Source organism: Siminovitchia fortis (assembly GCF_007681465.1).
Taxonomy (GTDB): Bacteria; Bacillota; Bacilli; order Bacillales; family Bacillaceae_C; genus Siminovitchia; species Siminovitchia fortis.
This window is the reverse complement of record NZ_VEKZ01000039.1, coordinates 1-22867: the sequence shown is the minus strand read 5'-3', so window position 1 is coordinate 22867 and position 22867 is coordinate 1. Positions and strand designations below refer to the sequence as shown.

Genomic DNA, 22867 nt, shown 5'->3' with positions numbered 1-22867 from the left:
ATACACTTAATTGACATGAATCAAACCTTTTTCCATTAAACGATCTACTGCAGATACAATGGCAATTTTTACATGGGCGTATGTCAGTCCGCCCTGTACATAGGCGGAATATGGGGGCCTGATGGGACCGTCAGCAGACAATTCAATGCTTGAACCCTGAATAAAAGCTCCTGCAGCCATGATGACTTGGTCGTTATACCCCGGCATTTCGCTAGGAAAAGGCATAACGTATGAATCAACTGGTGAGGCTGCCTGGATTGCCTGGCAGAACTCTATCATCATGTCAGCATTTGTAAATTGAACCGCTTGAATCAGGTCAGTCCGGAAATCATCCCATTTTGGCGTAGTTTGAAGTCCGAGCAATTCCAAAAAGGCTGAAGTGAATACAGCGCCTTTTACTGCCTGGCCTGTCACATGCGGCGCCAAAAAGAATCCTTGGTACATTTCCAAAAGGGTATATAAAGAAGCTCCTGATTCGGCTCCCAGTCCCGGAGAAGTCATCCTGTATGAGCAGGCTTCAACCAGTTTTTCTTTTCCGACAATATAACCGCCGCTTTTCACCAAGCCTCCGCCCGGGTTTTTGATAAGGGAGCCCGCCATTAAGTCAGCGCCAACATTACATGGTTCAAGCGTTTCAACGAATTCACCGTAGCAATTGTCAACGAAAACGATCACCTGTGGATCAATTTCTTTTACAAAGCGGATCATTTCTTCGATTTCTTTGATTGTGAACGAAGGACGGTCATCGTATCCTTTGGACCGCTGAATGCCGATGACTTTCGTATTAGGTTCCATCGCTTGCGATACGGCTTCAAAGTCCACTTTGCCGTTCTCCATGAGCGGTACAGCGTTGTAACTGATTCCGAACTCCTTCAGCGACCCGCTCCCATTTCCACGGATGCCAACCACTTCTTCCAGCGTATCGTATGGTTTTCCCGTAATATATAATAGCTCATCACCAGGGCGCAGTACGCCAAACAGGGATATGGCGATTGCATGGGTTCCTGAAACGATTTGCTGCCGGACAAGGGCGGCTTCTCCGCCAAACACATCTGCATAAATTTTTTCCAGCGTTTCCCGGCCCAAATCATTGTACCCATAACCGGTTGACGGCGTAAAATGGATTTCACCCACTTGATGCTCCTGAAAGCTCCGTAACACTTTATACTGATTTTCTTCAATTACACGATCTATCTTCCGGTGGATTAGGCTTATTTTCTCTTCGGCTTTTTCAATCAAAGGCCGTAATGTCTTTTCATGCTGTAAATACTTATACATCTTGTTTTAGATACCCCTTCATATTTCAAATAATTTTAAAGACCCGGTAACCGGGTGGTTTGGAAGAACATACCCTTTGCATCTATAGGCCTGCTTTTCTTCAAGAAAAATGAGTTCCCTCAAAATGGTTTCACTCTTTAAAACCGAAAGCAGCCGGCCTTCATCAGAAGGTACAATGACATGATAATACTGCATGGATGCAACAGCCATGTCTTCGATTTTCTTCTTTAATTGGTTTCTGTCCGTTTCATTGAACGCACTGATCAACATCGTTTCTCCGGAACTCGGAACGAAATCCGAACGCACCTCGTCCGCTTTATTATATACGATCAGCTGCGGAAGATGTTCCATATCCAGCTCCTTTAACAATTCGTTCACTGTCCGCTCGTGGTTGAAATAGTCCGGATTTGAACTGTCAATAACATGAAGCAGAAGATTCGCTTCATTTACCTCCTCCAAAGTTGAACGGAAAGCGGCAATCAGCGTCGTAGGCAAATCCTGTATGAAGCCGACAGTATCCGTTATCAGCGCAGAATAGCCGCTTGGAAGCACGACTCTTCTCGTCATAGGATCAAGTGTGGCAAAAAGTTTATCTTCCTCAAATGATTCTGCCATCGATAACCGGTTGAACAATGTGGATTTTCCGGCATTTGTGTATCCGACAATCGCAATTTGGAACGTGTTGTTCTTTTTCCGCCTCTTGCGGTACCTTTCGCGGTGTTTGACAATCGTCTGCAGCTGGCTTTTGATATCATCGATCCGCCTTCTGATATGGCGGCGGTCTGTTTCAAGCTGGGTTTCTCCCGGCCCTCTTGTCCCGATTCCGCCTCCAAGCCTTGAAAGAGCTGTCCCCTGGCCCGATAACCTTGGCAATAAATATTGAAGCTGGGCCAGTTCAACCTGCAGAATCCCTTCCTTTGATTTTGCACGCTGGGCAAAAATGTCAAGGATTAAATGAGTGCGGTCCAGGACTCTGCTTGACAGCACGTTCTGCAAATTTCGCAATTGCGTCGGGGTCAGTTCGTCATTAAAAATGACCAAATCCGGTTCCAGTTCTTCTTCAAGCCGATGAAGCTCTTCCAGCTTGCCCTTGCCGATATAAGTGGCAGGGTGCAGGCGTTCCCGCTTTTGTTGAAGCTTTGCTATAACCTCTCCACGGGCAGTGGCAGTCAACGAAGCGAGCTCATCCATGGAATAGCGGAACTTTCGGTCGTTTTCATCCAGCTGGCAGCCGACGAGAATCACTTTTTCTTTCTCTGCTGATTGCACAACATCCCCTGCTTTCTTTGCATTCTTCTCCCATCATAGCAAAAATGGCTAAATTAAAAAAAGAAAAGCCGCCTTAAGGCGGGTAACACTAAGTATTTTCAGTCAGCTTAAAATCATTGCTATGAAGCATCATTAAATCATTCCGGTTGATATGGGGCTCTGTCAAAAGTCTCATCGCCTGCGACCTCACTGCTTTTTCGATTATGTTCCGAATGTATCTCCCGTTGGAAAAGGAAGGCTTGTTTCTCGCCTTCACATATATCAAATGATCCTTTAGTTTTGATCCGGCTTCCCGGCTCAGTTCATATTGCTTTTCTTTTAACATACGGCCGGCTATTTCCATCAGTTCATTCACTGAGTAGTCAGGAAACTCGAACACAAGCGGAAAACGGGACTGGAGTCCGGGATTCAAGCTCAAAAAATAGTCCATTTCCTTTGAATATCCCGCCAATATTAATATGAATGTATGCTGTTTGTCTTCCATATGTTTGAACATTGTTTTGTTTTTTATGTGGGTAGGCATTTTTTTCGACTTGACTATATTGGTTAGGGTTGCTTTCATTACTTCCCCATTTAGTAATAATCTCAATAGTAAAATCTTCGTTTAATATCACTCTCTCGACAAACATTTGTACGATTGTTCTTTTATCCTTCATTTCAAGATTGCCTTTAATAACCTCCTGAAACTTTTTTATATTTTTCTTTATTAATTCGGTTTCATTATATTCTCCCTTTAAAGTTATTAAGTTTGATTTTATGATGTTCAAGTCATATTGAAGGGATTCGGTTTGTCTTTTAATTGGATTAGTCAAGTCATCAAATTGTTTTTCAGTTATTTTCCCTTTCCCGAAAAGGATTGCATAATTAGTTTCTTCTTTTTCTAGTTCAATTAACTTTTTTTGAATTTCATCTTTTTGTTTTTCTAGGGAACTTAACTTGTGTGTATCGCTTAACTCTTTTGTAATTTCTTTAATAACGGTTTCGGGATTATTTATTTTATCGAGTAGCCATTTCCAAACAATTTCATCTACAATGTCTACCCTCCAATTAACTCCTTCACATTTTTTTGCTTTTTTTCCTGTCCCTACAATATACCCTTTAGCCGATTTATTTCTGCACGAATAGTATTTATAAACTCCGCTTTTAACCTTTGATGTTATTCCTGAACCAGCCGATGCACCACATCTCCCACATTTCACTATCCCTTTTAGTAGATATGACTTTGATTTTCTGCCCTTAGCTTTATTTAAGGCATCGATCTTTTTTTGAATTAATAAGAATGTTTCTTCGTCAATCAAAGGGGGGATAGCAATTTTTATCCATTCTTCTCGTGGTTGGGGAACTTGCTTTTTTTCTCCGTCTTTTTGTACTACTTTTGATTTTCCATAATAATAATTACCGGTGTAGCTTTCGTTTCTTAAAATTCTTGTAACCGTTGTCTGATACCAAATATCCCCATTAGGAGCAGGAATACCTTTTCTTGAAAGTTCTTGCGCTATTTGATTACAACTCATGTCTTGATTTAACAGCATGTCAACCATATCTATATAAACCATCGCTTCTTCATCGTTAATTTCAAGCAATTGAATTTTCTTATCATATTTGTATCCATATAGACGTTTAAAACTAGGAAGTTCTCCTTTTCTTGCTTTTTGCACTCTTCCCCTTCTTGAATTAGCTAAAATTTTCGCTTTATTATATTGAGCAATTGACCCTTGAATGTTATACATCAACATTGATTCGGGATTATCAGGATCAACTTCAAATTCAATAAATTCAATATCAATACCCATTGACCAAATTCTTCTTGATATAACACCTTGTAATGTGTTATCACGAGTGAACCTGTCAGGGTGGAGCATAATTAACTTCTTTCCAATTCCTTTTTCTAAGAGATACAGCACATAATTTAATCCAGGTCTATTAGGATCATCGCCCATCCTCCCATCTTCTATTACAACAACTAATTCGTTTTCTTTAAATCCAAACTTAGATAACGCCCTTTGCTTGCACATTTCAATTTGTGACTCAATACTATACCCCTTCTTCGCTTGATCCGCTGTTGATACACGAGCATATATTATCGCATTTATTTTTCCTATTAAATTAAATATTTGTTCTAATGAAAGTTTTTCTTCTCCCTTTAATTGAATCATTATAACACCTCTATAACGTTTTATTTTTTATGTTTATACAAATAAGTATATCCCCTTTTTGGATAAATGCCAGTGGGGATATACTTATTATTTGTTAGTTTCATAATGTATTAATATCTTTCTAACTATATCCTTAAACGCCAAAGAGGATTTTATATCTTCAAGGGAAGTTTGGTTTTTCGGATGCGTAACTTTTATTTTATAATAAGATTTACACTGATTTTCTTTTTTCAGTTCGCCTCCCACCTTTCCTTTTTTACAATGTATGAAGGGATGGTTTGTCCAAATTAATATTTTTAAAAAACAAAAAAAGACCCTTATCCCATTTGGATAAGAGTCCTTAATATTGCCGGATTTAGCATATTCAAAATTTAATGTGATGAAGTTTGGTTACATTGCAATTAAAGTGTTGGTTTTCGCTTTGTCCCCAAAGATAACCACCGCACTTGGAAATGGAGCAGAGTTTTTACTGTCACCGAACTTTAATCTGCCCTTTACAAATCTTATTTCACCTTTCATACAGTAATCATGCCACCATTTTGTATCTGTTCTAGCCGGTAATAAACAAACAACTGTAGCCCCTTTTAAAGAAGATTCATAGGCTTTCTTAACCCAATCCCCAATTACACGACCGTAAGGAGGATTCATCCAACACATTCCTTTCCATTCCTGCTGTAAGCCATCCTCTTCTGGACTGTAATACTTACTACATTTTGCATTATCTTCTGTTGCACATACATCTAACTCAAAATTGAATTCCGCATTCAATTTATCAAAGAAATCTTGTGGAGTAGCCCACATATCTGTATTTGACGTAAATAAACCATTATTAATTGCCATCTATCAATACAACCTTTCTTTGATTTAAGGCAAAAAAATAAAGAACTTCTATATAAAAGAAGCTCTTTACCGATCTAAATAGATTTCATTTTTCGCTTTCTGTGCCGAAACGCTCGTATTTTTTATTACTTGCTGTTGTAAACTTTCATGAACATTCCCCATGCCTTCTACTATCCATAATTTCCATGACTTTTCATCCATTTCCTGATCGCCATACACATCGTGAACCAACTCTTGATAAGATTTTTCTATTACATATTTTGCTTCCTTAGCTTCAAGTAATTCCAAAGAATCACCAATATCTATAGCAAGATTTTTTACACCATCCCTCCCCTTATATCTTTCAATAGCTTCATTCTGTAGTAAACGGTTCTTTAAATTTGATAAAAATTTTTTGGATAATTCCATACAAATATCACCTCATGTAAAAATTACAGAGGGTTAAAATTAATTTCATGCTGTGTTTTAAGTGGAATCCCCATCTAAAACAACTATCCCTTTTTAAAAGATTGATAGCAAATAAAGCATCTTCTTGTTAAGTTCACATTTATACGCCCTTCCATATTAACGTTCAAGATTTTTGAATAATTTCGCATTCTTTGTATTCACTAATTGTTTTTTCTTATTTTTAATCCATTTTTCCTGTGTTTTCTCATCCAGTTTTTCTCCATTGGGAGAGTAAGGATTAGTTGTAATGACAGAAACATCCCTTAAAGCCAATTTCTGAACTTCCTCATTACTCACATTGCCATACTTTTCTTGCTCTTTTCTCCAAAACTTTAGACAATCGTTATAAAAAGAAGTCATTATTTCCCAAGTTTTTTCATCATGTTCTTCATTTGCAAGTTCAGAAAAATTTCGATTCCGATCATTTCCTAAACTCGTCAATTCTTTTACCATGGGATAATTTACATCTACTTCCTTACCACTCCGTTTCTTCAACTCACGTATTCCTTGCCCTAAATCCATATCATACTTACCGTTGTAAAAATTCTCGAATGAACTATTTTTTTCACCTGTATAATAAGATGACCATGATATATAAGAGCGATCAGAATCTCTTTGACATAAAACATGTAAGTTTTTTTCTTCATCAAACTGATAAGCAATAACTCGAACATTTAACTCTTCTGTCTTTTCTGCAAATAGTGCATCAATTTTGTCCAAATAAAAACTTATTTTGATCAAAAATATAATTATACGCTTCTTTTTCTGTGTCGAAAATTTCATGAATCCCATCCATGTCTTTTCGTTGCCATGTACTAATGAAGAAGTCCCTATCTAACACTGCATATTTTAAATTTGGCTTTTCCCCAGTATGATATTCTGCTCGGTCTTTTTCGCGAAAATGATAAAGAGCATTTTCGGTTTCCCACATTGGTGCGATTCGCATATTATTATCAACCCCTTCTATATTAAAAAAGACAATCCTAACGTGAGGACTGCCTAGCGTTCTAATTCAAAAGATGAATTTTTTGATTTTGTCGCTTCCAACCTTTGCTTTGTTTTTTCAACCAAATTATAGTCGTTTACGTATAAGGCATCTAAACCTTTCCCCCATAGGCTATTCGTAATTTTAATAGCATCTTGACGATCTTCGTGTAATGAAAAAATGATTTTATTATTATTTGGTGAATAAAAAGTTTCTTCCTTTATTTCTATCCCCATATCTTTCAATTCTTGCAATACCATTTTTTCTGTGTCCTTTAACCGCATAAATTGTTTTTTTGTTTTTAACTTAGGCGCATCAGGATGAACAGTCGAGAAAGCCCCATTGTTGGTAGCATGTTTGTAATAATAATCGTCTTGATACTTGTCATACGCTTTATTTGTTAATTTTCTTGCGTCTATTTCAACAACATACACCATATACACACCCTTCCATGAAAAAAGACCTCTACAGAAGAAAATAGAAGTCTTATCACACTAATTCAGTTTGCTTTTTATTAATAGACTTAAACAATCTAAATTTAAGATTAGAATAAAGAATACCGTATTTTTACCGTTCCCTATCCACTGCCCTTTTCTTTTCTTTGTCTTGCTGGTAAGCTAACAATTTTTCATGTGATTCAACAAGCTTTTCTAAGTCTTTTCTGCTAACCGTGATAGTGGCTTGCTCGCTACTCATTAGTTCTAAATCCTCTTTCAAATTTTGCAAGTAGTTTCGCATAAATCTTTACCTCCTGAACAAAATAAAAAAAAGAACCCCTAGACGGTTCTTTTTACTAGAAGCCCCTTATCGTTCCATTTCCTGCATAACTTTTTTTCTGTTCCTATTCACCCAATTTCCTTTTTCTTTTTTCTCCGTTTTTAACAAATCGTTCTTTACTTCATTTTCCGATGTTTCCCACGCTTCCCACAATTCATGGGCTAAATTCTTTTCTTCTATCACTTCTCTTTCATATGTTTTTTTATATTCTATATATTTTTTAAACGTTTCTTCATCAACTGACTTTAAGTAATTCAAAAACTTTTCATTTTCCCATTCTGCAATATTAGATAATAGTCCATAGTTTTCTTGAATGACCAATGCTTCCTGATAGGGATCTACCTTTTCATGTTCTCTCTTATTTTCCATCTCTTTCCCCCTTTCCTTAACTATTTCTTCTTCGATGATGGAAATGAACTCATGTGCTGTCTCCCTTACTTCTTTTAACAACTTCTCCTGTTCTTTTAATTTTTTCCCTTCTGTCCAATGATGCAAATACGGTAATGAGTATTCGCTAGTATCCAACCCAAAGTAACTAGACACTGTATAAGCAACCATTTCAGCCTGAAATTCTTTTTCTTGCGCACTATATTGATCATATGTTTCTTCGGTATGCAATACGGCATGTGCTAACTCATGAACCAATGTCTTTACATTCTGCAACTCCGTATTACGTGGGTTAAGCGCAACTTCTTTACGTAAGGTATAACTAACTCCTTTTGCACTTCCTAATTCAGAGTAAGGCTCCACAATTTTGATTCCACTATTTTCAGCAACCTTTTCAAGTGCTTGATACATAGATTCATAATTTTCAACAGAACCATCTAACCAACGATTCGGAAAAATCTTTGGCAAGTCATCCGGTGTCGCTGTCGTTTGCGATACATCGAATACATGCCCTACATCGAAAAAAGTGCGTGTATACGTTTTGATTTCTTTATTGGCAATCTGCTCCTTTTCCTCTTTCGTTGCGTATTTTACTTGAACTTCTTTATCCCCACGCTCAAAGTATGTGGTAATTTTAGGCACAAGGATTTTTATGCCTTTCTCACCTTTTTTAACAGCAAATCCTTTATCCTTCCAAAACTTAAAAGAACCTACTGCCGTGGCTCCTGGGAATTGATCTTGAATTAATAAGGTATTGTTTACGGAATAGTTATGGAACTTCCCCATAAAGTTCAAATATTCCTTAATACTTTCAGGGCTATGGAAATATTCAGTTATTTGCCTTTCCATTTTATTGGTCAAGTTTTCAATTTCTTTCCGTTTATCTTCCCATGTTTTTCCCTTATATTGTGTCTTTGCCATTTTGTGTCCTCCTTGATCATTAAAAAAAGAAAAAAAGAGCCGGTACGAGCCGACTCCATCTTCTGAAATTCATGATCTATAACAAATGCGGTTCATCAATCCCTTCTACTAATTCAGCCAATCCCTGTTCAGGGATTTTAAAATCCAAAATGACCGTTTTTGTCTCCATATGGATCGGAATGAGAGCAAATTCATTTTCCTCCACCATTTCCTTTAATCGGTTCAACGTATTAGTGGATGTAGGAATAACAACTTCTTCCCCATTTAGGGAAAACACCACACTTTCCTCTCGAAACTCTTTTATCACACCCAACGTAACATTTAAATTTTCTCCGTAAGATATAACAGACAAATCCATAGAAAACCTCACTCCTAAAAAAATAAAAGAGAGACTCCTATTATGTGAAGTCTCTTTCGTTCTATCGCTCCACGTCTACAACATAAAAGTAGAGGTCTTATCGCTCTAATTCAGTTTGTTTATTTTTATTCATAGATTTAGATATTTTTTGCTCTAAAAAATCGCCCTTTATTTCACTCATTATTTCTTGAACTAACTCTTCATGATAGTTTTGTGGAACCTCTTCTATATTCCCATAACCATTGATTCGGTAATAATCATCGTTAATATAATTAATATCTTTTAACATAAACTTAACACCCTGCCAACCACCTTGTTCTAAACGATATTGCACATATTCATCTAAATCCTCTGTATAAATAATATCCTCAACATATTCTTCTTTTTCAGTCTCTTGAGCAAAACTAATAACATCCCCCATATCATAATTACCTGCCAATATAGGTTCAGCGGTATCCAATCCTTGTAAATACTCCGCCATTTTATTAAGATTTTCAATATCTTCATACTCACTAATTTCAAACGGCAACTCATAATCATGAATAGCAAAGTCTCCATGCGGCTGACCGTTTGAATCCAATTCATGAGGTTCAAAAATTGTTTGATAAATCTCTTCAATCTCTACTGGTAAATCAAACCAACCACCGACTAACTCACCTTCATTATACTTCGCTAAATTTGCTACATAAATCCTCATATTCTTTCTCCTTTTTTTAAATTTTTTATCAAAAGAAAAAGAGCTTAATAATCTAAGCCCTTAACGTTCCAACTCTTGTTCCGAATTTTTTCTTTGGTAAATCCTACTTTTAAGTCCAGTGACTTAATCGCACTCATATATTCTTCAACATCCCGTCCAATTTCGACCATCCCATTCATCCAAATCAACAGAATCTTCCGTTATTTCAATTTCTGTTTTTATCACCCCTTCATCATAATAGGCGTGTTTTAATGTTTCATAATAAAAGATTTAAAAATACCTATCAATATCACCACTTTCTAAACTAAACAAAAAAGGACTCCTATTTAAATAGAAGTCCTTATAATAAAATAATCCTATACAAAGTTTTGCTAACTTCGTATAGGATTAAAAAAGGGGGATTCTAAGGCGTTTAACCCTCATACTATTATATTATCACCTTTCTAAGCTCATAGAGTATCTATATAGTATCTATATAGTATCACATTTCATTTTCCAATAAAGACATAAATCATACTGTAGTATGACGTAAGGAGCAAAAAAAGAGGATACATCATTTTTCGTGTTCATTTTTAAATTTATTTTTTTCGATACTTTTTTTACTTTTAATGTCTTTTTTTAATGCTTCATACATTAATATTTCATCGTCTTTTATTGATGCAATCATATACAGATCATTATTAGGAGTTATGTCTAACGCATAGCCTTTTAAATCAGCCAACTGCCTTATAAATTCCCTTTGTGTCCTTCCGTTTCCTTCTCTAAACGGATGCATATAATTCAAATCACATAAGATTTTTCCTAACTCTTTGCAAATGAATTCTTTTGAGTTGTTTTTGTTGCTTAAAAAAAGCTGGATTGATTGTTCGAGCTGTTCTTCGGCTTTGTTAATAAATTGACAAGGCAAAAAAGATGTATTCCCTTTATGAATATCGACTGTACGATATTCCCCTGCCCAATCATAAACATCTTGAAACAGATATTTGTGAATTTCTTTATAATCTTTCATAGACAAATTTTTTGCTATTTTCTTGTTCCTAAGTTCAGCTAGACGAATAGTTGAAGCCTTTGCTTCAAAAATTTCCAATTCACTACTTCTTTTCAAACCAATTTTATTTTTCAAAACATTATTTTTATAATCAAAATGTTTATCGTAAAAATTCATTTTCTTTACCTCAACAAAAAATAAAAATGCTTTTTCGTCAGTTAGAAAAAGCATTCTGATTTAAGTACATATTTTTCTCGTTCTGTTTATGAAATTCAGCTAATTGTTCCATTGTCATTTTACCATCCAGAACAGCCTTAATATGTTCAACACTTTCTTTTGTAGGTTTAAACCCTTCAATCATTGATGAATGAATGCTTGCCTTAACAGCTTCAAATTGTTTCTGATCCGTAAATTTCACTCCGCAAATTTCCATGAAATCACCTCTTTGTTATATTATATCACAATCCAATTACCTTTACTACAAAGACAAATTACAGAATAAGCCATTTTAATTAAGGAAAATCAAACTTTATCTTTCCATGTTCAATTCGTAGGTAAGCATCAAATTTTTTGCCTTTTTTACTTTTAAAGCCCTTAATCAATTTTGTACGTTTACCGTTCAACAATGCTTTTATATCTGTTTCAGATAGTTTTTTTCCTAAATAAATTTTTGGTAAAGTAAATGTACACCCATCCTGATAGCCAGTACAACCATAAAAAGTACCTTTATCTTCTATTTTTCCATTTTGACATTGAAGGCATATACCAATGAATGTTTTTTCCATTGCCTGGTCAATCTGTTCTTTTATATTTTCTACTTGTTTCGGCACAGTATCCAATAAAGATAAAATGAATTTTTCAATTGTATCAAGAAACGTTTGTTGAGATCCTTCATTTTTACCGATTTTTGATAAATACTGCTCCCATTTTGCCGTCATTTCAGCACTAGCTAAAAGAGTGCCGTCTACTGCTTGGCAAAGCAATGCTCCTTTTGGCGTCACGTAAACGGTATTCTTCTTAATTTCAATATATTCCTGATGCTTTAAAGTATCAATAATGTTTGCCCTTGTCGCTTCCGTTCCAATCCCTTCTGTCTGCTTTAAAATTGCCTTAACGTTCTCATCATCGACTTCCTTTCCGGCATTCTTCATAACTTGGATAAGATTCCCTTCGGTGAACAATTTGGGCGGTTTGGTCATTCCTTCTTTAATCGACACAGTGACAGAACAGGAATCCCCTTCATTCATTTCAGGAAGGACAGGTTCATCTTCTTTTTTTGTCTCGGACTCTTCTCCAAGTAAAACTTTCCACCCTTTCCTTTTTTCAATCTTACCAGTTTTATGAAACATAAGCCCATTAACATCAATCTCAACTATTGTTTCTTCAAATTCATAATCAGGGGCAAACATGGATAGCGTGGTAGAAAGGATCTCTTTATAAATATTTCTTTCTTTTTCCGAAAGGTCGTCTATATGGGCGACTTGTTTTGTTGGTATTAGTGCATAGTGTTCTTGAACCTTTGCTCCATCAACATATCCTTTTCTTGCATTTGGATAGGCTACATCAAACTGAATACCCAAACAGGATTGGTATTCGGATAGTTTTTCTTTCACATAATTAAATTCATTGTCGGTAATAAAGTGACAATCTGTACGTGGATAGGTAACCAATTTCTTTTCATATAATCCCTGTACAATTTTTAGTACTTCCGATGGACTATATTTCCATTTTTTATTTGCTTTTGTTTGCAAGGTAGACAAAGAGTGGAGTTTAGGAGCCTTTGATTTTTTCAATTGCTTTTCGACACTCTTAATGACCCCATTATTTTTTCTATCTGTAATGCCGTGTGATTGTAATAGTTCCTTGGCTTTTTCTTCTTGATCAAACCTTTCTTTATACTTTGCATTGAAGGTTCCTGCATCTGTAGTAATATCACCAACTAATTCGTAAAAAGGCTTTGACTGGAAGTTTTCAACTTCATTTTGCCTTTTGTAGATCAAATAAAGTGTTGGTGTTTGAACTCGACCAACACTATAAACCCCTCTTAATCCTTTTTTTTGCATTAGTAAAGTGTACAATCGCGAAGCATTGATACCCACTAACCAATCACTAATTTGTCTCGTTTTTGCTTCTTCATAAAGAGGTAAGTAATCATTTCCTTTCTTTAAATTACTAAAACCTTTTTGTATTTCGTCTATTTCTAATGAATTAATCCATAATCTTTTGGTTGGTTTACCACTAGCACCGGACAACTTAATAATACTTCTAGCAATATTTTCCCCTTCACTTATAACAAGTTGAGGAAATGTGTATTAGCGATGAAAGCCTGCCATTTAAACATTTCCTCAATGTTTTAAAAAATTATTTTGTTACACATTTTTTTATAAAATATCAATTATTAAATGTAACTTTTTTAATGTTGGTCACTAAGCTATCCTTGTTTTCCAATAAAAAAACTTGAATTGAATCACTTTTATGTTCATTTTTCTTTAAATAAAGTTTTAAAAAATCCCAATCATGTGTGGTGAATATCAATTGTTTCTCAATTGTTGATAATACATCACAAACAGAAAATTGATTGACATCATCCATATTTTGGATTGGATCATCAATACCCACAAAATCTAATTTACTAACAGTTTGTTCTTCATTTATAGCTAAAAAAACCGAAATAGCAAGGACATATAATTGACCAGAGCTTAAAGAATGTTGAACATTAATTTTGTTTTCAGATTTTTCGCTAGTACTTTTATAGGACAATATAATTTCAAGTTCTTCTGGATTCGGTGAATCAAAGAGAACTTCACTCACATTTGGCACTGGATTTAAGTACCTAAAGTACTTCTGGATTTTTGAATCTGGTTTATTCAATAAATCAGAAGCTTTATCACCCACTTGTTCATAAATCCTTTCTCTAAATTCATCAATCATATTATATTCTTGCGTAAAATTTTCCATTTCTTTTTTCTTTTTAGAAACTACTTCATTGTATTCCCTAATAGAGGATTCTACACTAGAGTTTTTTATTAATTTTTGATATGTATCATAAACATTCCTAATTAAATCAATTTGTACAGTAATTTCATTACGTTCTTTCCTAATCTCTTCAAATACCGATTCAATAGTAACATCTTTTTTATCATTAGGTAAGATATCTGACAACATGAATAAAATTTGATTATTTTTATTGAACATTGACTCGTTATCTGATATTATCTTCTCTTTATTCTCTTTCTGTTTTTGTAAAAAGCTTTTTCTTCTATCTAGAGTCTTAAGCCTAGATTGTAAATCGCTCTCCGTTAAGAAGTTTTCGCTTCTTTTTGTTCTGGGATATTTATTTAATTTATTTTTTAATGTTGTTATAGTATGATATTTTACTTTCATACTGTTAAACTCATTAATTCTTTCAGAGGAAACTTTAAGTTCGGCTGTTATTTTTTCATAACTCATTTCAAATAGTTCATTATTGAACAAAGCATTTTTACTAACTACATCAATATTACTTTTTGCTAATTCTAAATTTGTTTTTAAATTTTTTTGTTCATTATTTATTTTTGATATACTTTTAGTTAAGTCATTAATTTTATTATTTATCCTTTTTACTATATCGTTAGTTTTTGAAATCTTATTCGAATTTTTTTGAATGATATATAGGTTTCTTTCTATATTATCCAAAATCGTTTGCGATAGATTTTCTTTTTCAGTTGAGCATACTGGACAAACTTTATCCTTATTATTTTTCTCTACGTAACTATAAACTTCCTTAATAGCATCATTTAAATTATTTAATGAGGTAGATTCTCTTTCGTTATCTAGTAAAGGGTTAAATATACTTAGATATTTATTAAATCTAGATATTCTTCTCTTTGACTTCTCTATATATAATCTATTTGATTGCATTATTCTTAAACTATCTTCAATTGTTTTCTGATCCTTTAAATAACTCTCTAAATGGGTTTGTGCATAAAAAAGTTGATTTTGATAATGCTCTATTTGATTGAGCTGTTCTGTAATATCTTTTTCCAGAAAGCCATATTCTTTTATTTCAGAATCCAGGATACTTATCTCTTTCTCCAATTTTTCTTTTTCAACAAATAAATTATTTTGTGCTTCAATATTAGTTATTTTCGATGTGATATCTTTATTTTCACTATTTATTTTTTCGGTTAGTAACTCTATCCTATTTATATCTTCCCTATCTTTTTGAATTAGGCTTTGTAAATGAATCAGAGAGTCATTCAAATTATTATAAGACAATTCTTTAACTGGATTATTAATTTTTTGTATTTGAGAAAGTTTACTGTCTAATTTGCTCTTACTATCGAGTAATATCTCTTCTTTTTTCTTTATTTCAGACTGAACTTGTTCTTTTTCCTGATCAATATTAATTCCTAATCTATTTAATTGATTATTAAAATCGATTAAGTTAAATTCCACTTTTTCTTTTTGTTTGGAATCAATAATCTGGTTATACGTTGAAACATCTTGGGAAAGACTAGATATGTACTGATTAACATTATTTTTCACCTTATTTAAGTTTTTTGCCATATTTATTAATTGTCTATATCCCATTATGTTAGCTAAAGCATTAAATCTGTCTTTTGGATTATCTCTCAACACAAAATCTGTAATTTGATCTTGTGCCAATAAATGAGATCTTTTAATCAAGGCAGAAAGTAGCTTCTTATTAGTGTTTTTATTTGCGATATTCTCCTCAATATACTTTTCAACGTTTTCTTTTCCCTGAGCAATTATTTTATCTGATAAATTCTTTACAACTATACTTTCTCTAGGATTTTCCGAAATGCGAAAAGACCTTATGAATTTCACTTCATCTATTGTCAATTCAACGGAACATTTTTCACCTTCCTCAGCCTGACGATTAGCAATAACTTTTTTATTCAGACCTTTTCCCGGTTGTTTAAAACGATCTATTTCCCCGGTTAAACACCATTCGATTGCGTCAAAAATGGAACTCTTACCATATCCATTTTCACCAAATATAATTATGGTTTTTCCATCTACATTAAATTTATTTAACCCTTTGAAACAACGAAAATTTTCAATATTAATTTGTTCAATTCTCATTATTCACCACATCCATCCCATATAACTCTGCTAATATGTTTTTTACTTCGCTATTATTTAATTCTCTTTGAAGCCCATCATTGGAAATTATAGAGTCAACGACCTTCTTAAATGTTAAACTTTCGTCAATTTCTGGTAGATTAATGAAAGGTAAATCATTACTATCACTGAAGTGATTATTGTCTAAAAATGGAATCCTTCTAAAATCTTCTTTAGAATTAATTACATACTTTCTTATACCTATAGAATCTTTTTCTATTGAATACGAGATATCAATTTCCCCGTTTTTGTTGCATACAAAAAGATACGAATTCCATATGTTCTCACCAATTTTATTTAAGATATTCCTTATATTCACCGCATCATTTCTTACTTCACTAGATATACCATCATTTTCATATTCTTTAACTATCACGTTTATCTGCTCTCTTTTACAAAAAAAGTATTCTGGATAGAAATCATCTGAATGTATTACTATAAATTTACTTTTTCTTAACCATTCCTTAATTTGATTAAACTCCATATCTTCACCTACTCCCCCACTTTAAAGAAAACTCCTAATCCTTTTCGAACATCATGTTTAAAAGTATATATATCCTCATATCTTCTAACTCTTCTTAAGTATGCTATAAACTTCCTGCCGGGTATTATCGTCCAATGATAATCAACATCTTTTATACTTTTTTCTTGTGGAAAAAAATCATTCTCAAAATTAATTACTTCACTAGCATCAATTGTTTGTTTTTCCTGAATATCTTCATCATCATATTCCCCTTGAAATATCGTATGATTCTCTTTCATCAAAATTAGTATTTTTTCTTTGTCAGTCGCCTTTTCTATAATATTCCTTAATTTTTCTAATCCTTCTTCCATTGTTTGATCAGTATCAAGCCCAACTAATGATATGTAAGAATTCTTAGCCTCTTTTATTAAAATACTTGTAAATTCATTTGAAAAATTTATGTCGTCGTCATGTAACACATTTAAAATTAAAAGCGTCTTAAATATTTCTTCTATTTTCTCCTTTAATTTTAAGGGAGGCATTGAATTATATTTTAAAGAGAAGGATTTACCCTCCAAATAACGATGTACCATTACATTTATAGAAAATCCCTCATCATTTATACTATTCTTTAAATAAATTCTAAATTTCTCTAATTCATCATATATTTGGTTTTTCATTGGTTCTTTAAGTTCTGTATAACTTGAATTAATTTTTGTAACAATTTCATCAATTAATATATTATTATTCGTTGTTGTATAGAATTCTTCTAGGTTAGAACTTACCCGTTGTTTAAGGATCTGCAAGAATTCAAATGCCCTTTCATTATCAATATACATTAAAGAACCCTGGTTTGAATGATTACATTCAAAACAAAGTTCACCAATAAGGTAATTTATATCCTTAAAAGAAATTGCCACTGATTCATGTATTAATCGACCTAATTTATTTGAAACGGTTCCAATAAAATCTTCTAGATTATTGATATCTACTGCTTTTGGGTTGATTCGGAATCTAGATAACAGTTCTTTAATCGATTCTTTACAAGAAACTTCGTAATTAAAATCTTTATCATCTAGACCTCTAGTTTTAAAATCATTAACTTTTTGAAGTAGGTGATCATCATCTGCTATGTGATGATCAAAATCTTTATTATATAAATAATGTTCAACCTTTACAGTTGGAGAATCTTTTATTATAAAATTTGTCATAAGTTCAAATTCTGTTTCTACACCTTGCCCTTTTGGAAAAAGTCTAGCCATCGATATTAATTTCTGAACCCATCCTCCCGTATATAACTCTGTTTTTGTAACCTCTTTTGATAATTTTTTCTTAGTTGTCACTTCAGATTTCACTTGAGTAAATCTTATTGTTGAACTATTACCAACAATTATATCTTGATGAAGTTCTAATACTAAAAAATCCCATCTTCCTTCCAGAACTTCTGCGAGATAATATAGAGTACACAACATTTGAAAATAAAATCCAGTTAATGCATTTTGTCCTCCATCTTCTCCAGGTTGCTCATCTAGTAATTTATTTAACAGCATATAAAAATCATCTTTACTATTATTCTTTATGTTATCTTGAATGATTTCCTGGATGATAGGATCTAACTCTTCTTCCTTTTTCTTTATCGCGCTTACTATTTTTTCTATTTTATCCATCTCTATTTTTTCCATTGTATCTTCCTCTTCATCACGGTTTTGTAATAAATAAGCATTCATAAGTTTCACATAATACCTTAATCTGGATATAAATCTCCTATCTTAACATCCAACTTCTCCTTGATCTTAATTAAATTCAATACGGTTATATTCCTTTCTCCCCTTTCCACCGCACCTATATAAGTTCTATGCAATTCGCATTCAAACGCAAGTTCTTCTTGTGACCAACCCTTTTTAAGTCTGTATTTCCTAATGTTATTTCCAATTGTTATTAAGATTCGTTTTTGATTTTTATTAGTCTTCATATCATAATTCTGATAAAATGATGACTATAAATCGACAGACTATAAGTAGCATCCCGAAGAGGAATTCCCCTTGGTTAAATAATCTAATAAAGCTAATATACAATAAAGATGGAGGAATGCAAAAATGGATTGGAACAATATACTGACAGCCAAAGAAGCTAGCTTAAAATTAGGAAAAAATGAAAAGTATATTTACTTACTTTGGAAAAACGACTCCAAAATCCTTCTTAAAGACAGTGTTAGCAAAAAAGGAAATACATTGTTAATAACTAGAGAAGGTTACAATCACTTGAAATGGTTTTTAAGAAAATCATAGTAACCCAAACAGTTTTAATTTAATTACTTTTCATATTTTTGCAGCATCATATATAATCTATTCTTATCCTGGATTAATTCTTCTATTTTTTCTTTATACTGTAATATTTCTGCTTGAAGTATACTGGTATCTAATAAATGATCAGTTACTTTCTCATATTGCAATTTTAATTCTTGGTATTGCTCTTGTAGCTTCATCAACTTCTTTTCATTAAAGTAGTCAACTTGCTTCTCAATCTTTGCTTCTACATACTTCAGCAGAATTTTATCGTTATAAAGTGTTTTTCTAGATATATTTAACTCATGAGAATTTGATATTGAAACCTTGGTCATCTTTCTCTTTTTGATTTCCTCAATGCTTTCTGTATTTAACTTTTCAACATTACTAGCATATTCTTCAAAGTTTATTAATCTCTGTAGTGTCTTTTCCGGAATTGCATCAGTAGGTGGCAAATTAATCTGAGTTAATATGCCATTTATTTTCTTTATGATCTTTTCCAAGTTATCACCTCAGTTAGTATCTCATTTCTATTACTTACTATCTCTTTTAGATTGGGGTATTCTTCGAGTATCGCATTTTCGCCTTTTATATCTATATCTTTATTTAATGACTCTAATTGTCTTATTAAGACCTCATCAACAAATTTATTCAGAGCCTTTAATTCTCTATCAAACTCAACAGCATACCCAGGTTCCTTTTCAACAAGGGATTTATTATAGTTTACTACCTCCAATTTTTGCTTAAACCTTTCGTACTCGAAATTTAAAAACTTGTAAGAGTCCAGCTTTATTTCTAGGTTATAATTATCATCAAAAGTATGGAAATACTTCCTTCGCTCACACACACTATGAATTATGCTTCTTAAGCACATACCAAATTCATTTTCGGCAGCTGGAGAATTCGTTTTTCTGAGTATATTTAAAACTTCTTTTACATCCCTTTTAATATTTAAATTGTTTTTCATCAAAAAGTTGTTGACCTTTTTTATTTTCTCAACAGAGGATTCTAACTCTAATTCATTTTTTATATACGCCTCAGAAGCTTCTTCTTTATTTGTGATTAATAGTCCTTGTTCGTTAATTAACCCCTTTATATGCTCCATACTTTTTTCCAGTTTGTTCTCAAGCTGATAACTCTTGTTATAGTAGTTAGTCATATCTGCTGAGATATGATTCATGTGCTTTACTATAAAATCGATGTGAACCTTTTGTTTAAACAATTTTGTACATACTGTTGTTCTAAAGCGATGAAGATTGACATAAGGATATTTTATTTTTCTTGTTTCTTCGAATGTATTTTTCTTTCTGAAATCAACATTAAACCATTTTTTATACCTTGCTTTACTCGTAACCTGAAGATAGTTCAAAGACTCTCTTTCTTCGTTGGTTAAATCAACACTATTTAACTCTTCGTAATTTCTTATGATAAACTTCCAATAATTTTCAGTTAATGGGGCAGTGCCGACTCTTCTTTTTCCAGTCTTACTACTTATAAAAAGATATTCTCTTAGCTTGTTCTCGTAATCACTTAATTGTTTATTTTTAAGTTGATTGATGATAGCCCTGTGCTCAGAATTTAAATGTTTTAACTTTGGGATCTCCTGATTGGTCGCTAATTCATAAATTCTTTTCATAAACACAAATTCACTCAAATTATTAATAGCTTGATCAACCAAGGTTTCTGCTAATTTATAAGCCTTAGCTGCGTTTGGTGTTAAATAGCAATAAGTAGACTCTGATCCGTTGCCTCTTATGGTTTTAAAGGTTTTAAAGTGCAAATAATCCACTTGTTTCTTTTCACTAACTTTGTAAGTACGAAGCTGATTTGTTTTTAAATGAGTTACTTCTTCTGCTCGCATACCTGTTTCAGCTACTATAATAATTAAACAAGCCACAATCCTCTCATCTATCTCCAAACTTACATTCTCAGAGTCCTTGATAGCACAAGAAACTAACTGGTTGCAAAATGCATCTGGAATGTATTCATTAACCGCGGTCTTACTTCTATGTTGAGAATATTTTCTTTGCTTTTCCATTAAGAAGTCTATTAGCTTCTCATAATTTATACCTTCATATTCATCAAGATGGTTAACAAAAGATTTCAAAGCACCAGTCAGTCTTTCAAGATAAAGAAATGAACAGCTTTTTTCTTTTTCCATAAGATATTCTTTTACTTCATCGGTAGAAATTTTAAATATACTGTCTATACCTCGTTCTATAAATTCCCTGCTTATTGTTTTTAGTAAATCAATATTTTTATTAATTGTACTGAATGCTTTATTATCTAGTTTTATTTGTTTTAAAGCGTGAGTTTTAATGTAAAATAAATATTCTTTTGGAACTCCTTGAAATTTAACTAAACTACTCTTAGTCGCTCTTTCCTCGCTATCTAAATAACTAAAATCCCAAATTTGACTCTTAAATGTACTTAGTTTTGAAATTTGCATTCCTTGAATTTCTTTGCTCTGAAAGGCGTCAAAAAGGTTTGTGTCTTCACTATGTTGTTTATCAAGTTTTACTTGTTCCATACTAATCATTCTCCTCAAGAGCTATCATATTTTTTAAGTACTGAGATAATAGCTTTTTCTGAGAAACAGCCTCTTCTATTATTATTGGATTAGAGGTGTTTTTAATGGTACTATTCAGTGCTTTAATTTTGTTTTCAAACTTAGGTATTCTATTTGTAAATGTTACAAAATGCGGACATATTAAACATTCCATTGCTTCAAAGACACATGTATTTTCCTTACAATGCCCCAAATTGTCCTTCACACTATTTTTATATTCATTATTCTTAACCTTCTTAATTTCGCCATTTATGTCAACATCGGTAAGTGTTACACCGGATAATGCTTCTACGTACAATTCAATCTCGTTATTTTTTCGGTAATACATTTTTGCAGTCTTGTACCCGTTATTTGTTATAGCTGCCAACTTAGGCAATGAATAATTGAGTTTTGTACCTTCCTTATAAACATTGTTAATGTATGTATGCCTTAAATTGTTTACACTATAATTTTTATTCTCCAATTGGTCCTCTATCTTTGTTAAAACCTTTTTAAAAAGGTAGGCAAAATCTATAATTTTAAGCTTATTATTAATCTTTCTTTGCACAGGTTCGATAAATATATACTTTGATAAAGGAGAATCATAGTCAGCTACTAAGGTTGTAAGTCGAATTGCTTCCTCAAGTAAATAAGTAACCTTTTCAGACATTAATTGACTTGTATACTCTCCATTGCTTGTTTTAGATAGATATCTAATATTAGCTCTTCCCAAGGGATCTTTATATTCTATACAATCCCTTTCTAAATTAAGTATTTCACCGATTCTTAAATTAGTAAGAATAAATATTTCAAAGACGATTAAACTTAATTTATTTTTATCACTGTACTTTTTAAATTCATCGTAAATAATTCTTAAATCGTCTTCTGTAATTGGTTTTCCGCCATATGTTTTCTCTAGATTATTTAAATTCAACACTTTCAACATACTACTTGTAATACTATACTTTTTCCCGTGGTATTTAAGAAGGTTTCTGATAATTTTTAAAGCATTTTTCAAAGTTGCAGTATCAGGATATTTGAACTCCAATTTTTGACGATATTTAAAAAGCGTCTTATGGTCTATCTGATTTTCTATTTCAAACTCGGTCTGTAAGGACTCAGAAGAATTTTTTTCTAAGAATTTATAGAAATCTTTAATTAAATAATTGGACTTTTGCCTAGTGTAAAATGTACCAGACCCGCACCAGATGAACTCTAAAATGTCACCTCTAATCTGCATCGGAAAATTGCTAATATCTAAAAAGGTAAGGTCGAAATCGGATTAACCCCCGAATTTTGGACATAGTTACTCTTAATCTATCTTTTTCTTAAAATAGCTAC

General features: G+C 32.7%; 22 protein-coding genes and 2 pseudogenes. 1 reads left to right on the top strand and 23 read right to left on the bottom strand.

Annotated elements, in window-relative coordinates:
• Nucleotides 1-6 precede the first annotated feature (6 nt).
• From FS666_RS12775 to FS666_RS12685, 20 genes and pseudogenes are all read right to left on the bottom strand, one after another.
• The gene (locus FS666_RS12775; protein ID WP_120072365.1) at nucleotides 7-1278 is read right to left on the bottom strand and encodes a methionine gamma-lyase family protein; all 1272 of its coding nucleotides are present in this window, start codon (nucleotides 1276-1278) and stop codon (nucleotides 7-9) included.
• A gap of 18 nt (nucleotides 1279-1296) precedes the next feature.
• Nucleotides 1297-2547 carry a GTPase HflX gene (gene hflX / locus FS666_RS12770; RefSeq protein WP_120072363.1) on the bottom strand — a complete coding sequence of 417 codons (1251 nt, stop codon included), beginning with the start codon at nucleotides 2545-2547 and terminating at the stop codon, nucleotides 1297-1299.
• An 88-nt stretch (nucleotides 2548-2635) separates the two neighbouring features.
• Nucleotides 2636-3046: pseudogene (locus FS666_RS12765) on the bottom strand (stage V sporulation protein K); the annotation flags it as partial.
• Nucleotides 3047-3563: 517 nt separating this feature from the next.
• A pseudogene (locus FS666_RS20315) lies at nucleotides 3564-4703 on the bottom strand (recombinase family protein); the annotation flags it as partial.
• Between the two features lie 390 nt (nucleotides 4704-5093).
• The gene (locus tag FS666_RS12755; protein ID WP_144460407.1) at nucleotides 5094-5543 is read right to left on the bottom strand and encodes a DNA N-6-adenine-methyltransferase; all 450 of its coding nucleotides are present in this window, start codon (nucleotides 5541-5543) and stop codon (nucleotides 5094-5096) included.
• A gap of 66 nt (nucleotides 5544-5609) precedes the next feature.
• Entirely contained in the window at nucleotides 5610-5951 is a 342-nt protein-coding gene (locus FS666_RS12750; protein ID WP_144460406.1) for a hypothetical protein, read from the bottom strand.
• A gap of 156 nt (nucleotides 5952-6107) precedes the next feature.
• Complete coding sequence (locus FS666_RS12745) at nucleotides 6108-6710, bottom strand: hypothetical protein (protein WP_144460404.1); 603 nt, start codon at nucleotides 6708-6710, stop codon at nucleotides 6108-6110.
• Nucleotides 6697-6936: a hypothetical protein gene (locus tag FS666_RS12740; protein WP_144460402.1), complete on the bottom strand. Its 240-nt coding sequence runs from the start codon at nucleotides 6934-6936 to the stop codon at nucleotides 6697-6699. Before FS666_RS12740 ends, FS666_RS12745 begins: the two co-directional genes overlap by 14 nt.
• A gap of 53 nt (nucleotides 6937-6989) precedes the next feature.
• A complete protein-coding gene (locus tag FS666_RS12735; RefSeq protein ID WP_144469095.1) occupies nucleotides 6990-7409 on the bottom strand; it encodes a hypothetical protein in 420 nt (139 codons plus the stop codon).
• 133 nt (nucleotides 7410-7542) lie between these two features.
• Entirely contained in the window at nucleotides 7543-7713 is a 171-nt protein-coding gene (locus FS666_RS19830) for a hypothetical protein (protein ID WP_186306581.1), read from the bottom strand.
• 66 nt (nucleotides 7714-7779) lie between these two features.
• The gene (locus tag FS666_RS12730; RefSeq protein WP_144460398.1) at nucleotides 7780-9060 is read right to left on the bottom strand and encodes an ImmA/IrrE family metallo-endopeptidase; all 1281 of its coding nucleotides are present in this window, start codon (nucleotides 9058-9060) and stop codon (nucleotides 7780-7782) included.
• A 76-nt stretch (nucleotides 9061-9136) separates the two neighbouring features.
• Complete coding sequence (locus FS666_RS12725) at nucleotides 9137-9418, bottom strand: hypothetical protein (RefSeq protein ID WP_144460395.1); 282 nt, start codon at nucleotides 9416-9418, stop codon at nucleotides 9137-9139.
• Between the two features lie 97 nt (nucleotides 9419-9515).
• Nucleotides 9516-10115: an antirestriction protein ArdA gene (locus tag FS666_RS12720; RefSeq protein ID WP_144460394.1), complete on the bottom strand. Its 600-nt coding sequence runs from the start codon at nucleotides 10113-10115 to the stop codon at nucleotides 9516-9518.
• Nucleotides 10116-10668: 553 nt separating this feature from the next.
• On the bottom strand, nucleotides 10669-11280 hold the full coding sequence (locus FS666_RS12715; protein WP_186306582.1) for a Fic/DOC family protein: 612 nt from the start codon (nucleotides 11278-11280) through the stop codon (nucleotides 10669-10671).
• Nucleotides 11281-11317: 37 nt separating this feature from the next.
• Nucleotides 11318-11536, bottom strand: coding sequence for an antitoxin VbhA family protein (locus FS666_RS12710; RefSeq protein WP_144460390.1), 219 nt, complete (start codon nucleotides 11534-11536; stop codon nucleotides 11318-11320).
• 79 nt (nucleotides 11537-11615) lie between these two features.
• The gene (locus FS666_RS12705) at nucleotides 11616-13376 is read right to left on the bottom strand and encodes a type IA DNA topoisomerase (protein ID WP_144460388.1); all 1761 of its coding nucleotides are present in this window, start codon (nucleotides 13374-13376) and stop codon (nucleotides 11616-11618) included.
• Between the two features lie 118 nt (nucleotides 13377-13494).
• Nucleotides 13495-16191: an AAA family ATPase gene (locus FS666_RS12700; RefSeq protein WP_144460386.1), complete on the bottom strand. Its 2697-nt coding sequence runs from the start codon at nucleotides 16189-16191 to the stop codon at nucleotides 13495-13497.
• Nucleotides 16181-16714 (bottom strand): ABC-three component system middle component 1, encoded by a 534-nt coding sequence (locus FS666_RS12695; protein ID WP_144460384.1) that lies wholly within the window; start codon nucleotides 16712-16714, stop codon nucleotides 16181-16183. Before FS666_RS12695 ends, FS666_RS12700 begins: the two co-directional genes overlap by 11 nt.
• 8 nt (nucleotides 16715-16722) lie before the next feature.
• A complete protein-coding gene (locus FS666_RS12690) occupies nucleotides 16723-18375 on the bottom strand; it encodes a dsDNA nuclease domain-containing protein (protein WP_186306529.1) in 1653 nt (550 codons plus the stop codon).
• Nucleotides 18376-18437: 62 nt separating this feature from the next.
• Nucleotides 18438-18665: a helix-turn-helix domain-containing protein gene (locus tag FS666_RS12685; protein WP_144460380.1), complete on the bottom strand. Its 228-nt coding sequence runs from the start codon at nucleotides 18663-18665 to the stop codon at nucleotides 18438-18440.
• Between the two features lie 124 nt (nucleotides 18666-18789).
• Here FS666_RS12685 and FS666_RS12680 point away from each other — a divergent pair, with 124 nt between their 5' ends.
• Nucleotides 18790-18981, top strand: coding sequence for a hypothetical protein (locus tag FS666_RS12680; RefSeq protein ID WP_144460378.1), 192 nt, complete (start codon nucleotides 18790-18792; stop codon nucleotides 18979-18981).
• Nucleotides 18982-19004: 23 nt separating this feature from the next.
• Here FS666_RS12680 and FS666_RS12675 read toward each other — a convergent pair whose 3' ends face one another.
• The 3 genes from FS666_RS12675 to FS666_RS12665 are packed head-to-tail and all read right to left on the bottom strand — an operon-like array spanning nucleotide 19005 to nucleotide 22766.
• Nucleotides 19005-19481, bottom strand: coding sequence for a hypothetical protein (locus FS666_RS12675; protein WP_144460376.1), 477 nt, complete (start codon nucleotides 19479-19481; stop codon nucleotides 19005-19007).
• Nucleotides 19466-21508 (bottom strand): site-specific integrase, encoded by a 2043-nt coding sequence (locus tag FS666_RS12670; protein ID WP_186306528.1) that lies wholly within the window; start codon nucleotides 21506-21508, stop codon nucleotides 19466-19468. Before FS666_RS12670 ends, FS666_RS12675 begins: the two co-directional genes overlap by 16 nt.
• 1 nt (nucleotide 21509) lies before the next feature.
• Entirely contained in the window at nucleotides 21510-22766 is a 1257-nt protein-coding gene (locus FS666_RS12665) for a tyrosine-type recombinase/integrase (protein WP_144598619.1), read from the bottom strand.
• Between the last annotated feature and the right edge of the window lie 101 nt (nucleotides 22767-22867).

Bases quoted from the DNA above. Each gene is read 5' to 3' on its own strand.
- FS666_RS12775 (WP_120072365.1), bottom strand. From the start codon at position 1,278: ATGTATAAGTATTTACAGCATGAAAAGACATTACGGCCTTTGATTGAA.
- FS666_RS12755 (WP_144460407.1), bottom strand. From the start codon at position 5,543: ATGGCAATTAATAATGGTTTATTTACGTCAAATACAGATATGTGGGCT.
- FS666_RS12750 (WP_144460406.1), bottom strand. From the start codon at position 5,951: ATGGAATTATCCAAAAAATTTTTATCAAATTTAAAGAACCGTTTACTA.
- FS666_RS12740 (WP_144460402.1), bottom strand. From the start codon at position 6,936: ATGCGAATCGCACCAATGTGGGAAACCGAAAATGCTCTTTATCATTTT.
- FS666_RS19830 (WP_186306581.1), bottom strand. From the start codon at position 7,713: ATGCGAAACTACTTGCAAAATTTGAAAGAGGATTTAGAACTAATGAGT.
- FS666_RS12730 (WP_144460398.1), bottom strand. From the start codon at position 9,060: ATGGCAAAGACACAATATAAGGGAAAAACATGGGAAGATAAACGGAAA.
- FS666_RS12725 (WP_144460395.1), bottom strand. From the start codon at position 9,418: ATGGATTTGTCTGTTATATCTTACGGAGAAAATTTAAATGTTACGTTG.
- FS666_RS12720 (WP_144460394.1), bottom strand. From the start codon at position 10,115: ATGAGGATTTATGTAGCAAATTTAGCGAAGTATAATGAAGGTGAGTTA.
- FS666_RS12715 (WP_186306582.1), bottom strand. From the start codon at position 11,280: ATGAATTTTTACGATAAACATTTTGATTATAAAAATAATGTTTTGAAA.
- FS666_RS12710 (WP_144460390.1), bottom strand. From the start codon at position 11,536: ATGGAAATTTGCGGAGTGAAATTTACGGATCAGAAACAATTTGAAGCT.
- FS666_RS12700 (WP_144460386.1), bottom strand. From the start codon at position 16,191: ATGAGAATTGAACAAATTAATATTGAAAATTTTCGTTGTTTCAAAGGG.
- FS666_RS12695 (WP_144460384.1), bottom strand. From the start codon at position 16,714: ATGGAGTTTAATCAAATTAAGGAATGGTTAAGAAAAAGTAAATTTATA.
- FS666_RS12690 (WP_186306529.1), bottom strand. From the start codon at position 18,375: ATGGAAAAAATAGAGATGGATAAAATAGAAAAAATAGTAAGCGCGATA.
- FS666_RS12685 (WP_144460380.1), bottom strand. From the start codon at position 18,665: ATGAAGACTAATAAAAATCAAAAACGAATCTTAATAACAATTGGAAAT.
- FS666_RS12680 (WP_144460378.1), top strand. From the start codon at position 18,790: ATGGATTGGAACAATATACTGACAGCCAAAGAAGCTAGCTTAAAATTA.
- FS666_RS12670 (WP_186306528.1), bottom strand. From the start codon at position 21,508: ATGGAACAAGTAAAACTTGATAAACAACATAGTGAAGACACAAACCTT.
- FS666_RS12665 (WP_144598619.1), bottom strand. From the start codon at position 22,766: ATGCAGATTAGAGGTGACATTTTAGAGTTCATCTGGTGCGGGTCTGGT.